At 69.7% G+C, this 12,774-nt stretch carries 10 protein-coding genes and 1 tRNA gene; 4 read left to right on the plus strand and 7 right to left on the minus strand.

Annotation, left to right across the window (positions count from 1 at the left end; translation table 11 throughout):
* Positions 1 to 6 precede the first annotated feature (6 nt).
* Genes J4Z35_RS01915 through J4Z35_RS01925 form a run of 3 tightly spaced genes read right to left on the minus strand, consistent with a single transcriptional unit; the run spans position 7 to position 4,629 of the window.
* The gene (locus tag J4Z35_RS01915; protein ID WP_083803170.1) at positions 7 to 1,965 is read right to left on the minus strand and encodes an acyltransferase family protein; all 1,959 of its coding nucleotides are present in this window, start codon (positions 1,963 to 1,965) and stop codon (positions 7 to 9) included.
* Positions 1,966 to 1,998: 33 nt separating this feature from the next.
* Positions 1,999 to 3,993, minus strand: coding sequence for an acyltransferase (locus J4Z35_RS01920; RefSeq protein WP_006943760.1), 1,995 nt, complete (start codon positions 3,991 to 3,993; stop codon positions 1,999 to 2,001).
* Positions 3,994 to 4,038: 45 nt separating this feature from the next.
* Entirely contained in the window at positions 4,039 to 4,629 is a 591-nt protein-coding gene (locus J4Z35_RS01925) for a hypothetical protein (RefSeq protein WP_006943805.1), read from the minus strand.
* 94 nt (positions 4,630 to 4,723) lie between these two features.
* On the opposite strand from J4Z35_RS01925, the gene J4Z35_RS01930 reads away from it, so the two are divergent.
* The 3 genes from J4Z35_RS01930 (at position 4,724) to J4Z35_RS01940 (ending at position 7,794) form a co-directional block, all read left to right on the plus strand.
* Positions 4,724 to 5,665: an acyltransferase gene (locus tag J4Z35_RS01930; RefSeq protein ID WP_208065330.1), complete on the plus strand. Its 942-nt coding sequence runs from the start codon at positions 4,724 to 4,726 to the stop codon at positions 5,663 to 5,665.
* A gap of 114 nt (positions 5,666 to 5,779) precedes the next feature.
* Positions 5,780 to 6,709 carry a hypothetical protein gene (locus J4Z35_RS01935; protein WP_208065331.1) on the plus strand — a complete coding sequence of 310 codons (930 nt, stop codon included), beginning with the start codon at positions 5,780 to 5,782 and terminating at the stop codon, positions 6,707 to 6,709.
* The gene (locus J4Z35_RS01940) at positions 6,706 to 7,794 is read left to right on the plus strand and encodes an NDP-sugar synthase (RefSeq protein WP_208065332.1); all 1,089 of its coding nucleotides are present in this window, start codon (positions 6,706 to 6,708) and stop codon (positions 7,792 to 7,794) included. Before J4Z35_RS01935 ends, J4Z35_RS01940 begins: the two co-directional genes overlap by 4 nt.
* Positions 7,795 to 7,917: 123 nt before the next feature.
* Here J4Z35_RS01940 and polA read toward each other — a convergent pair whose 3' ends face one another.
* Entirely contained in the window at positions 7,918 to 10,587 is a 2,670-nt protein-coding gene (polA, locus tag J4Z35_RS01945) for a DNA polymerase I (RefSeq protein ID WP_040014293.1), read from the minus strand.
* Positions 10,588 to 10,678: 91 nt separating this feature from the next.
* Between polA and J4Z35_RS01950 the strand changes: the two genes are divergently transcribed.
* On the plus strand, positions 10,679 to 11,095 hold the full coding sequence (locus J4Z35_RS01950; protein ID WP_040014309.1) for a PaaI family thioesterase: 417 nt from the start codon (positions 10,679 to 10,681) through the stop codon (positions 11,093 to 11,095).
* Positions 11,096 to 11,170: 75 nt separating this feature from the next.
* Here the strand turns inward: J4Z35_RS01950 and J4Z35_RS01955 are convergent, their stop codons facing one another.
* From J4Z35_RS01955 to J4Z35_RS01965, 3 genes are all read right to left on the minus strand, one after another.
* Positions 11,171 to 11,770, minus strand: coding sequence for a response regulator (locus J4Z35_RS01955; RefSeq protein ID WP_006943731.1), 600 nt, complete (start codon positions 11,768 to 11,770; stop codon positions 11,171 to 11,173).
* 10 nt (positions 11,771 to 11,780) lie between these two features.
* Positions 11,781 to 12,593 (minus strand): shikimate 5-dehydrogenase, encoded by an 813-nt coding sequence (locus J4Z35_RS01960; protein WP_006943807.1) that lies wholly within the window; start codon positions 12,591 to 12,593, stop codon positions 11,781 to 11,783.
* A gap of 70 nt (positions 12,594 to 12,663) precedes the next feature.
* Positions 12,664 to 12,744: transfer RNA gene (locus J4Z35_RS01965), tRNA-Leu, on the minus strand.
* Between the last annotated feature and the right edge of the window lie 30 nt (positions 12,745 to 12,774).

Raw genomic sequence — 12,774 nt, forward strand, 5'->3', positions numbered from 1 at the left:
CGAACCTCACCGTGCGGCGCCCGCGCGTTGCACCTGCGGCGCGAGCCACGTCCAGATCATCGCGGCGCCGCGCGGGGTGAAGTGCAGCGTGTCCTCGTAGAGGCTCACCCCGTTGATGACGGAGCGGTACCCGGCGCTGCACGTCTGGGCGTGCAGGTCGGCGAGCGCCGCATCGGGGTGATGCTTCACCCACGCCGCGATGACGCCGTTCGCCCAGTCGACGGCGGCGTCGTTCGAGCCCTGCTCGGCGAAGAAGCGCAACGACGGATCGAGTCGCACCGGGTCGATGCGTCGGCACGGGAGATTGACGACGACCGTGCGCTCGACGCCTGCGGCGCGGGCTCGCTGCGCCCACGAGTCGAGGGCCAGCTCGATCGACTTCGCGCCCTGCGGCGTCTGCGGCGCGGCGAGCACGCCGTCAAGGCGGTGCGTCGTGAGGAAGTGGGCGTCACCGACGATGACGAGGGTGCGCGCGTGCGCATCGCGCAACTGCTTCTCGACGCCCGCGCGCCAGCTCGCGCAGCGCGTGGACTCGGCGACGTCCTGGCCGTCGTGGCTGATCGGCGCGGGCACGAGGTCGCAGCCGATCATCGTCGCGTCGCTCATCGACAGGTCGGTGTAGACCGACGGCGAAAAACCCTGCGCGAGTGAGGAACCCACGCTGTCGCCCACGATGCCGGCGTCCTGGTGCGCGCCCGTGCGGTACGCGGGCGTCCCCGCGACGAGCGGCGGCACGTCCGTCGGCACGCCGGGTGCGCTCGTGCGGGCCTGGGCGGCGCTCGCCACCGCGAGCACCCCCGACGCGCCGATGGCGAGGGCCCGGCGACGGCTGCGTCGCAGGTGCGGCCACATGCCACGCAACCCGTCCTGCAGGATCGGCGCCTCGAGGGAGCGGAAGCTCACGACCGCGAGCGCGAACGTCACGACGAACTGGAGGAACCCGAGCGCGGGCTGCGGCACGTCGGGGCGCAGCCACAGGTGCACCGGCCAGTGGTAGAGGTAGAGGCCGTAGGAGATCTGTCCGACGAAGGCCAGCGGCCGCCAGCCGAAGACGCGGTTGATGGCGAGGCCGCGCGGGTCGATGCTCGACCAGCCCATGAGCGAGGCGCCAAGCGCGAACAGCAGCACGCCGCCCTTCGCGTAGACCCACTCGGTCTGCGCGTCGAGCAGGAATACCGCGCTGATCGACACGATCGTGCCGAGGATGCCGAGGGTCTGTGTCACCTCGCGCGATGGCAGGCGCGGCCCCCGTCCGTCGGCGCCGACGCCGAAGGCGAACCCGAACGCGACACCGACGAGCAGCGCCTGCACGCGGGTGTCGGTGCCGTAGTAAAGGCGCGCCTGATCCTCGAACGAGGCGAGCCCGAGGTGCGCCGTCCACCACGCACTCAGGCAGGCGAGCGCCATGACGAGGGTGAAGCGCAGGCGGCGCGAGCGCGTGAGTGCGCAGATCGCGAGGATGAGGAACGGGATGACGACGTAGAACTGCTCCTCGACAGACAGCGTCCAGGCGTGACGCAGCGGCGACGGGTTGCCGATCTGGTCGAAGTACCTGTCGCTCCGGCCGATCAACCTCCAGTTGAGGTAGAAGCCCAGGGTGGCGAGTGCGTCGCCGCCGAACTGCTTCTGCTGGGCGGGTTGCTCGAGGAAGGCGGTGTGCGTCAGAACTGCGGCGACGAGGACGAACATCGCCGGCAGCACGCGCCGCGCGCGACGCAGGTAGAAGCGGCGCACGTCGATGCGACCGGTGCGCTGACGTTCCTTGATGAGGATGCGCGCGATGAGGAAGCCGGAGAACACGAAGAAGTGGTTGATGCCCACCCAGCCGCCGACGAGGCCCGTCGCGCCGAAGTGATACGCGATGACGAGCAGGACGAACAGGCCGCGGTAGCCGTCCATGGCCGCGTAACGATCGGTGCGGGGACGCTCGACACGGCTCCCGCGCGAGCGTGCGGATGTGCTCATCGTCTGGCCACCATGTTCATCGGGCTGCCTCGTTCATCGGGCGGCCGCCACGATCTGCGGCGCGAGCCAACCCCAGATCATCGGGGTCGCCTCGGGCGAGAAGTGGATGCCGTCGTCGTAGAGCGTGATGCCGTGGCGAGTCGGCTGGTACGACGAACCGCACACCGCGCCCGCGAGGTCGAGGACGGGCACGTGGTGTTCCTTCGCCCACGCCGTGATGATCGCGTTGACCCGTTTCGGGTGCCCAGCCTCGGCGACGAGTTGGGGGAACTTGTCGAAGTCGCCGCGGTACTCGGGCGGCACCTGCAGTTCGTCGATGGTGCGGCACGGCACGGTCGTGACGGCGAACTTCGCCGCGCCCGAGGTGCGCGCGGTGGTGAGGGTCTTCGTCAGCGTGCGGGTGATGAGGTCGCGGTAGGCCGCGTCGTCGAGCCACAGCACCTTGCCGTCGACGTCGTGTCGCAGTGCGAGGTAGAGCGTCGGCATGAGCACGGCCAGCCGGGAGTCGGAAGAACGCACCGTGGGCCCGAACTCCGCCTTCGCTTCGCGACACGGCATGTCGTTGGGTTGCTGACGCGTCGCCGTCCACTGCACGGGCGCGTCGAGCAGGTCGCAGCCGGGGGCGCCGGCGTTCGTCACGACGAGGTTCGAGAAGTTGTCCTTCGGCATGCGCTGGGCGAGGAAGTACGGCACCGAGTCGCCGTAGAGCGTGACGGCGAGTGGTCGGGCGGGCGGCGTGTACGTCGCCTGGCCCTCGACGAGCGTCGGGATGTGCGCGACGTACTGCGGGTACTGCGGCGCAGACACCTCGTGGGCCGCCGTGCTCGCCCCGGCGGGGATGGCCAGCGCCGCGACGAGGACTCCGACGAGACCGACGGCGCCCGCGCCGCCCGCGCGCCGCCCACCGAAGGCCCGCACCCCGCGCTTGATGACGGGCTTCTCGAGCCAGCGGTAGCTCGCGTCGGCGGCGGCGTACGAGAGCACGAGCGTCGCCACCGCGAGCGGGATGACGTGCCCGTGACCGAAGGCGCGCACGAGCCACAGGTAGATGGGCCAGTGGTAGAGGTACAGCCCGTAGGAGATCTTGCCGGTGTGCACCGCGAGACGGTTGGCGTGCAGCCGCACGAGGGGCGTGGGCACGCGTTGGGCGCACCCGATGATCCACGCGAGGCCGGCGAGGCTCGTGAGGAGCATCCCGCCGCGGGTGAACATCCAGTCACTCAGCGGCTCGATGAGCGCGATGCCTGCGAGCGTCGCGACGAGGCCGACCCAGCCGAGGATCTCGAGCCGGCGGTCTCCCGCATCGAGCAGATCGCGACGATCCCGTGCCCGCAGCAGCCCACCACCACGTCCACGATGCCCCGTCCACACGCCCGCCGCGACACCGAGGGCGAGGGCCTGCATGCGCACGTCGGTGCCGTAATAGGCGTGTGCCTGCCCGCCCGGTGAGTCGAGATCGATCGTCGACGCCCACGCCGCCGACGCGAGCGCGAGGACGACGAACCCCGCGGTGCGCGCGCTGCGGCGGTGCGCGTACGTCAGCGCCGCGATGATGAGCAACGGCACGACGAGGTAGAACTGCTCCTCCACCGACAGGCTCCACGCATGGCGCGTGATGCTCGGGTGGGTGAACTCCTCGAAGTACTGATCGTCGCGCAGCACGAGGCGCCAGTTCATGACGTATGTCAGGGTCGCGAGGATGTCGCCGCGCAGGTACGTGCGCTCCCCGGCTGGCGCGAACGCCCACCCGTCGAGGGTGACGGCGCCGACCATGACGAGCAGCGCCGGCGCGAGGCGACGCACGCGCCGTCGGTAGAACTCACGCACGCTGATCCACCCGAACTCACGCTGCTCGGCGAGCAGCAGGCGCGTGATGAGGAACGCCGAGAGGATGAAGAAGACGTTCATGAGGATCCACGCGCCGGGCAGGAACGTCAGTACACCGACGTGCCACAGCATGAACACGACCATGCCGTAGCCGCGGATGCCGTCGAGCCCGGGGCGGTAGGCGAACAGTTTTGAGGCCATCGTCGTTTCTCCTGGCCTCGTTTCGCGGGGCCGGTACGGGCAGCGTCAGTCGCGCTCTTGGTCCGACAGGCGCTTGCGCCCGCGCGCGGTGCGGCGCTCGTGCACGTCGTCGTCCTCGCCGTCGTCGCCTGCGGCCCGCTCGACCTTCCCGATGCGCACGCCGCGCTCGTGGCGCTCTGCGTCGCGGTCCTCGTCACCGAGGCGTGCACGACGTGCGGGACGCTCCTCGGCGTCACGACGCTCGCGCCGCGCGGGACGCACCGGACGCTCGTCGTCATCGTCGTCGTGCTCGTCATAACGGTCGTAGCGCTCGCGTCCGCGTGCGGCGCGCCCGGAGCCGTGCGTGCCGAACAGGAGGTAGCCGAGCGCGGCGGTGGTGAGCGCGAGCGCGAGGAACAGCAGCGCGCGGTGCAGCGATTGCCCCTCGATGATGTTGCACTGCCCCTTCGCGAGGCCGGAGGTGTTGGGGGACATCGGCGAACCGCAGCCGAACAGGCTGCCGTCCTTGCCCCGGAAGTTCGTCGGGGAGACGAAGAAGTAGACCGCGACGGCCAGGAGCAGCGCGGAGATGATGGCAGCGATCTTCGTGCCGGTCGCGAGACCCGTGGGGCCCGCCTCATCGTTCGTGTTCAGCATGACCGCATGCTAGCGGTGGATTCACCTGCAATGAGGTGTATGTCACAAATACACTCAGGGCTTCGAACGAATGACTCGTGGAAGAGGATCGACCGTGGCTCGCCGCCCCCACACCCCCCTGACATACCGCCCGGCCCTCGACGGCCTGCGGGCGCTCGCGGTGCTCGGTGTCCTCGTGTTCCACCTGTGGCCGAACGCGGCGCGCGGCGGGTGGCTCGGCGTCGACCTGTTCTTCGTCCTGTCCGGCTACCTCATCACGACGCTGCTCGTGCGCGAGTACGTCCAACGCGGCGGCATCGACCTGCGCGGGTTCTGGCTGGCACGCGCCCGACGGCTCATGCCGACGCTCGTCGTCGTCCTTCTCGCGGTGCTCGTCATGGCGACGTTCTGGACGTTGCCGTCGCGTCGTTACGCCGTCTCGCTCGACGTGCTCTCGACCCTCGCGTACGTCGCGAACTGGCACTTCATCTCCGGTGACGAGGCCTACTTCGCCTCGAACGGCACGCCCTCTCCCCTGCGTCACGCATGGTCGCTCGCCATCGAGGAGCAGTACTACCTGCTGTTCCCGCTCCTGCTGCTCGCGCTCACGCGGTTCCTCACGCGCCGCCGCCACCTCGCGTTCTGGTTGCTCGCGCTCGCTGCTGCGTCGGCGCTGTGGATGGCGCACCTGTACGTGCCCGGCGTCGACCCGACGCGCGTCTACTACGGCACCGACACCCGCGCGTTCGAACTGCTCATCGGCGCCGCCGCGGGTGCCTGGATCGGGCCGTCGCAGTGGGGTCATGCGCGCCCCGCGCCGTGGCTGCTGTGGCTCGAACGTCTCGCGTGGCCGGCGCTCTTCGCGCTGGTCATCGCGATGCTGACGTTCGACGAGTCGTCGTCCGGGCTGTTCCGTGGCGGGCTCGTCGCGTTCTGCGTCGTCGCGCTCGTGCCGATCCTCGCGGCAGCCTCGCCGCACCCGAACAGCTTCCAGCACGTGCTGTCGTTCGAGTGGCTGCGCCGGCTCGGGCTCATCAGCTACGCGCTGTACCTGTGACACTGGCCGCTGCACGTCTACCTTGCGCCCGAGCGTCTCGGCCTCGACGCGGCGTGGGCGGGCGTCGTCCAGGCCGTCGCCGCCCTCGTGCTCGCGACGGCGACCTACCGCTTCGTGGAGCAGCCCGTGCGCCGTGGCGGGGTGCGCGCCCTGTGGCCGCGCTCGCCTGCACCTCGTCGGCTCGCCCCGATCGCGGCCGCCGCGGCGGCACTCGTCGTCGCCGGTGGGGCGTTGGCGCTACCGCACGTCTCGGGTGGCGGTTCCGATCTGGAAGCCGGTTCGGGTGGCGGCGAACTGACGTACGCGATGAAGACATACACGCCCGGTGAGGACGTCAAGGCGATCCTCGTCGGCAACTCGATCCCGCACAGCCTGTTCGCCAACTTCCCGCAGACACGCTTTCCCGACCTGCAGCTGACGGAATCAGCGAGCTTTGGATGCACGACGTTCGCCGGGCAGGAGAGCAGTGGCGGCCAGCCGGTGCCGTCGCTGTCGAAGTGCGACCAGTTCCATGACGACTGGTACTACGGCCTCGCCGGGCGCGACACGATGCTGTATTTCCTGCCGCAGAACCTGCTCAACGACTACGCGGTCGACGGACGGACGCTGCGCGCCGGCAGCGCCGAGCACGACGCGTTCGTGCGCTCCAGCCTCGACGGCGTCGCGCAGAAGGCGAAGCAGCAGAACATCACCCACCCCTACCTCGTCGACCTGTCATGCCACCGCGTGCCGACGATAGGAACCGACCCGACGGTCGTCGCGACCAACGACACCGCGAAGGTCGAGCATCTCAACGACGTGGCGAAGGGCTGGGCGCGTTCCAACGGAGTCACCCTCATCGACCAGTTCGGCTTCCTCTGCCCCGGCGGGCAGTATCACGGCCGCATCAACGGCGTGAACCTCTACGCCGATGGGCTGCACTTCACCAGCGAGTCCGGCCCGATCTTCTGGAACTGGCTCGCCCCGCAGATCCAGCAGCACGGTGACGGGTCGGGAGCGTCGAGCACCAGCTCGACGAGTGCGTCGAGCACCAGCGGCCGATGAGCCTGCACGCCGTCGTCCTGGCCGGTGGGTACGGCACCCGGCTGCTGCCGTTCACGCGCCGCACGCCGAAGCACCTGTTGCCGATCGGTGACGAACCCGTCATCGCGCACCAACTTCATCGTCTCGCGACGGCGGGCGTCGAATCCGTCGTGCTCGCGACCTCGTACCACGCGGACGCTTTTCGTCCGGCGCTCGGTGACGGCGACGCGTACGGCGTCCGGTTGCGCTACAGCCGTGAGGAGCATCCGCTCGGCACCGGTGGCGCGCTGCGTCACGCGTGCGGGTTGCTCGATCTCGCGTCCGACGACGACGTGCTCGTCCTCAACGGCGACCTCATCACCGAGCATGACCTCGGCGCGCAGGTCGCCGCGCACCGGGCGCACCGGGAGTGTGCCGTTCGCGCCGGCGACGCACCCCCGGTGCTCGCCACGATCCACGGACGCGCCGTGCCCGACGCGTCGGCGTACGGGTTGCTACACCTCGACGAGGCCGGGCGCGTCACGGCGTTCGAGGAGAAGCCGCCAGGCGCGCCGGCGGGCGTCGTCAACGCGGGCACGTACGTCGTCTCCCCCGCCCTGGTCGATCTCGTGCCCGTCGACGCGGTCGTCTCCCTCGAACGCGAGGTGTTTCCTGAGGCGAGCGAGCGCGGCGGGGTGTTCGTCAACCGCGACGACGCACCGTTCCACGACATCGGCACGCCCGCCGCCCTGCTGACGGCGAACCTCGCCTGGGCGCGTGAGCGTGACCTCGACGCCGTCGACCTGCGGGCGGGGGCGGTTGCTGGCACCCCTGACGCGGGTGCTATCCGCGGCAGCCTGCTGCTGGGCGGATCACGCGTCGCCGCCGACGCCATCGTGAACGGCTGCATCATCGGGCCCGGCGCGCTCGTGGGGGCGGACGCCGTGCTGGAGGACTGCGTCATCGGTGACGACGCCGTCGTCGCACCGGGTGTGCGCGCTCGCGGCGTGACACTCGACGTCGGTGAGCGACTGGGCCAAGAGCCCCATCAACGGCTCGAAGGGTCCCCGGCCGAAACCGTGGGCCCCCGGGCCCGAAGCGGTGATGAGCACCTCCGAGATGAGTGAAAAAGATCCCCAACCGGAATCTTCCACTCTAGGTCGGCTGCTCGGCCGAGAGGCAGCTGCGAACGTTTTCTTCTCACCGGCCGACCCGACGTGCCGGCTGTCGACCCTCACGGGCGGCGGCCGTCAGTGCTCGGCGTCCTGCCAGCTGCGTCCGGTGCCGACGTTGACGTCGAGCGGCACCGCGAGGTCGGCGGCCGCACCCATCTGCTCGCGCACGATGCGTTCGACTTCGTCGCGTTCGCCCGCGCCGACCTCGACGATGAGTTCGTCGTGCACCTGCAGGAGCACCCGCGAGCGCAGGTTCGCCGCGCGCAACGCCTCGTCGACGCCGAGCATGGCCTTCTTCATGATGTCGGCCGCCGAGCCCTGGATCGGCGCGTTGAGCGCCATCCGCTCGGCCATGTCGCGGCGCTGACGGTTGTCGCTCGTCAGGTCGGGCAGGTAGCGGCGCCGACCCATCATCGTCTCGGTGTAGCCGGTCGCGCGCGCGTCGTCGACGATCTGACGCAGGTAGTCGCGCACCCCACCGAAGCGTTCGAAGTAGCCGTCCATGAGGCGCTGCGCCTCGGCCGTGGAGATGCGCAGCTGCTTGCTCAGGCCGAACGCCGACAGCCCGTACGCGAGGCCGTACGACATCGCCTTGACCTTCGCGCGCATCTCGGAGGTCACCTCGCTCGGCTCGACGCCGAACACGCGTGAGCCGACGAACCGGTGCAGGTCCTCGCCGTCGTTGAAGGCCTGGATGAGGCCCTCGTCGCCGGACAGGTGCGCCATGACTCGCATCTCGATCTGGCTGTAGTCGGCGGACATGAGGCAGTCGTAGCCCTCGCCGACCACGAAGACACGACGGATGCGTCGACCCGATTCGGTGCGGATCGGGATGTTCTGCAGGTTCGGGTCGGTCGAGCTGAGACGCCCGGTCGCCGCAATCGTCTGCTGGTAGGTGGTGTGGATGCGGCCGTCGTCACCGATCGACTTGATGAGGCCCTGCACCGTCGAGCGCAGCTTCGAGGCGTCACGGTGACGAAGCAGAGCGTCGAGGAACGGGTGCGGCGCCTTCTCCGACAGGTCGGCGATCGCCTCGGCGTCCGTCGTGTACCCCGTCTTCGTCTTCTTGGTCTTCGGCAGGCCCAGGGTCTCGAACAGCACGACCTGCAACTGCTTCGGCGAGCCGAGGTTGACCTGCTCGCCACCGATCGCGTCCCACGCGTCCTGCTGCGCGGCGACGACCTGCGCGTCGTAGTCGGCTTCGAGTTCGTGCAGCGCGTCGAGGTCGACGGCGATGCCTGCCTGCTCCATCGTCGCGAGCACCTCGACGATCGGCAGCTCGAGCTCGGCCATGAGCTCGATGCCACCGACGTCGGCGACCGCCTCGTCGAGCGCGGCGGCCAGGGTCGCGACGGCCGCGGCGCGCGCCATGGCGTCGTCGCCCTGCGTGGCGCCGACGTCACCGAGGTCGAGCATCCCCTGACCGGCTGCCTGCTTGCTGGTCTCGGGCAGTTCGATGTGACAGTAGCGCAGCAGCAGATCCTCGAACCCGTACGAGCGCTGGTCGGGTCGCACGAGGTAGGCCGCGATGGCGGTGTCGTTCGTCAGCCCTGCGAGGGTGAGACCGCGCGCGGCGAGGGCGTGCATCGGGCCCTTCGCGTCATGCAGGGCCTTCGCCTTCGTCACGTCGGCGAGCCACTCGGCAAGCGCCTGCTCGTCCTCGGGTGCGAGGGTCGTCAGGTCGACGTACGCGGCGCGGCCGCTCTCGTCGGCGATCGCCAGGCCGCTCGCGTCACCCGCGCCCTTCGCCCACGTGCCGTCGACGAACAGCCCGGCGCGCCCGGTGATACCGGCGAGCCACGTCTCGACCTCGCCGTCGCCGAGCACGACGCCGTCGACGCTGACGTCGCCCTCCGCCTCGGGCTGCGCCGTGCCGAGCGTCGCGAACAGGCGGTCGCGCAGCACCTTGAACTCGAGACCGTCGAAGACGCGGTGCACCTCGTCACGGTTCCAGTCGTGGCGCGCGAGGTCGTCCGGCGTCACGGGCAGCGGCACGTCGACGAGCAGCTGGTTGAGGCGTCGGTTGCGCAGCACGCCATCGAGGTGGGCGCGCACGTTCTCGCCGGCCTTGCCCTTGATCTGGTCGACGTTGGCGACGAGGCCCTCGAGGTCGCCGTACTGCCCGATCCACTTCGCGGCCGTCTTGGGGCCGACACCGGGCACGCCGGGCAGGTTGTCGCTCTTCTCGCCGACGAGCGCGGCGAGGTCGCTGTAGCGCTCGGGCGGCACGCTGTACTTCTCCTCGACGGCGGCGGGCGTCATACGCGTCAGCTCCGAGACGCCCTTGACGGGGTACAGCACGGTGACGTTGTCGCGCACGAGCTGCAGCGCATCGCGGTCGCCGGAGCACAGGAGCACCTCGTCGAAACCGGCCTGCGTCGCCTGGGTGGTGAGTGTCGCGAGGATGTCGTCGGCCTCGTACCCGTCGACCTCGAGGTGCGTGACGCCCATCGCGTCGAGCACCTCCTTGACGAGGCTCACCTGCCCCTTGAACTCGCTCGGCGTCGTCGCGCGGCCCGCCTTGTACTCGGCGTACTCCTCGCTGCGGAACGTCTGACGCGACACGTCGAACGCGACGGCGAGGTGCGTCGGTTCCTCGTCGCGCAGCAGGTTGATGAGCATCGACGTGAAGCCGTACACGGCGTTCGTGTGCTGCCCCGTCGAGGTCGAGAAATTCTCCGCGGGCAGCGCGAAGAAGGCCCGGTAGGCGAGGGAATGTCCGTCCAACAACAACAAGCGCTTCACACGTGGCAGCCTATGTCCCAGCACCGACAACCCGAAAGGCGAGACCATGACGAGCTCCCCCACGCCCGAGACCGCAACCCACGCGCCCGAGATGACGCAGGAGCAGATGCTCGACGAACTCGCGCAGATGAGCCGCGGCACGCTCGACGAGCGCATGGGCATCCGCGTGCTCGAGGCCTCCCCCGAGCGTGTCGTCGCGACCATGCCCGTCGAGGGCAACACGCAGCCGTTCGGGTTGCTGCACGGCGGCGCGAACGTCGTTGTCGCCGAGAGCGTCGGCTCCATCGGCGCGAACATGGCCGCCGGGCCGGGACGATTCGCCGTCGGGCTCGACATCAACGCGACGCATCACCGTTCCGCGAGGAGCGGCATCGTGACGGCGACCGCGACGGCGCTGTCGATCGGGCGCACCCTCGCGGCGTACGACGTCGTCATCACCGACGATGAGGGCAACCGCACCTGCACCGCCCGCATCACGTGCATGCTGCGGGATCTGCCGAAGGGCTGAGACGCCTCCTCTGGCGACGAAGGGTTGTGGAGGCTCGCGATACCCATCGCGCGAACCTCCACAACCCTTCTCGCGTCAGGCGTCGCCGAACTCGGCGATGACGCCGTCGCAGACCTGCTGCATCGACAGACGACGATCCATCGCGGTCTTCTGGATCCAGCGGAACGCCGCGGGTTCGTCGAGGCCGAGCTTGGTGGTGAGGATGCCCTTCGCCCGGTCGAGTTGTTTGCGCGTCTCGAGCTTGGCGTTGATCGCCGCGAGTTCGTCACGCAGGGCGCGCATCTCGCGCCATCGGCGGGTCGCGACGGTGAGCGCCGGGCCGAGGTCGTTCCAGGTGAACGGTTTGACGACGTAGGCCATGACGCCCGCGTCGCTCGCGCGTTCGACGAGGTGGCGGTCGCTGAACGCCGTCAGGAGGACGACGGGGGTGAGGCCGTCGGCGCCGATCTCCTCGGCGGCGCTGATGCCATCCTTGCGGGGCATCTTGACGTCGAGCAGCGCGAGGTCGGGTCGGTGCTCGGCGATCGCAGCCACGGCCGCTTCCCCGTCGCTGACGGCGGCGACGACGTCGTAGCCGCCCGCATCGAGCATCTCGACGAGGTCGAGGCGGATGAGAGATTCGTCCTCCGCCACGACGACGCGCAGGCGCTGGTCTTGGTCGCTCGTCTCACTCACGGCGAAAATCCTACGCGTCCTGGCGCGAGAACTCGGACGCGGTACGGATCTGCTCGTCGCTGGGGCGTACGCCGGTGTAGAGGACGAACTGCTCGGCGGCCTGCAGCGCGATGACCTCGGCGCCGGTGATGACGTTCTTGCCCCGCTCCCGCGCGGCGACGACGAGCGGCGTGTCGCTCGGGCTCGCGACGACGTCGAAGATCCAGGTCGCCGCGTCGATCTCGTCGGTGGTGAAGCTCAACTGCCCCTCGCCCTCGCCGCCGGCCATGCCGAGGGGCGTGACGTTGACGAGGACGTCGGTGCCTTCCGGCACATCGCGCGAGTGCTCCCAGCCGTACTGCGCGGCGAGCTTCTCCCCCGCCTCGACGTTGCGCGCGACGACCGTTCCGTGCGTGAAGCCGGTGTCGCGGCAGGCGGCGACGACGGCCTTGCCCATGCCGCCCGAGCCGCGCACGGCGATGCGCAGGTCGGTCGGCACGCCGTGGGTCTGCAGCAGCGACGCGACGGCGACGTAATCGGTGTTGTAGCCGGTGAGGACGCCGTCGTCGTTGACGATCGTGTTGACGGAGTTGATGGCCTTCGCCGATTCGTCGAGCGCGTCGAGCATCGGGATGACCTGTTCCTTGAACGGCATGCTCACTGCCGCGCCCCGGATCGGCAGCCCCCTGATGCCGGCGACGGCCTGCGCGAGATCAACCGGCGAGAACGCCTTGTAGACGAAGTCGAGCCCCAGCTCGTCATAGAGCCGGTTGTGGAAGCGCGTGCCGATGTTGCTCGGGCGCCCCGACATCGAGATGCACAGCTGCGTGTCCTTGGAGAGCATGCGCGCCAGCCTAGCGCCGCCGCCGCGGAACGACGAAGGGCTCGACCTCGACGGTCGAGCCCTGTGCGCGTGCCGACGGGGGGATTCGAACCCCCACGCCTTGCGGCAAAGCATTTTGAGTGCTCCGTGTCTGCCATTCCACCACGTCGGCTGGTGCCCGCTCACCTTACCCGAACGCGCG

This window comes from Dermacoccus sp. NHGro5 (genome assembly GCF_017565385.1).
Lineage (GTDB): Bacteria > Actinomycetota > Actinomycetes > Actinomycetales > Dermatophilaceae > Dermacoccus > Dermacoccus nishinomiyaensis.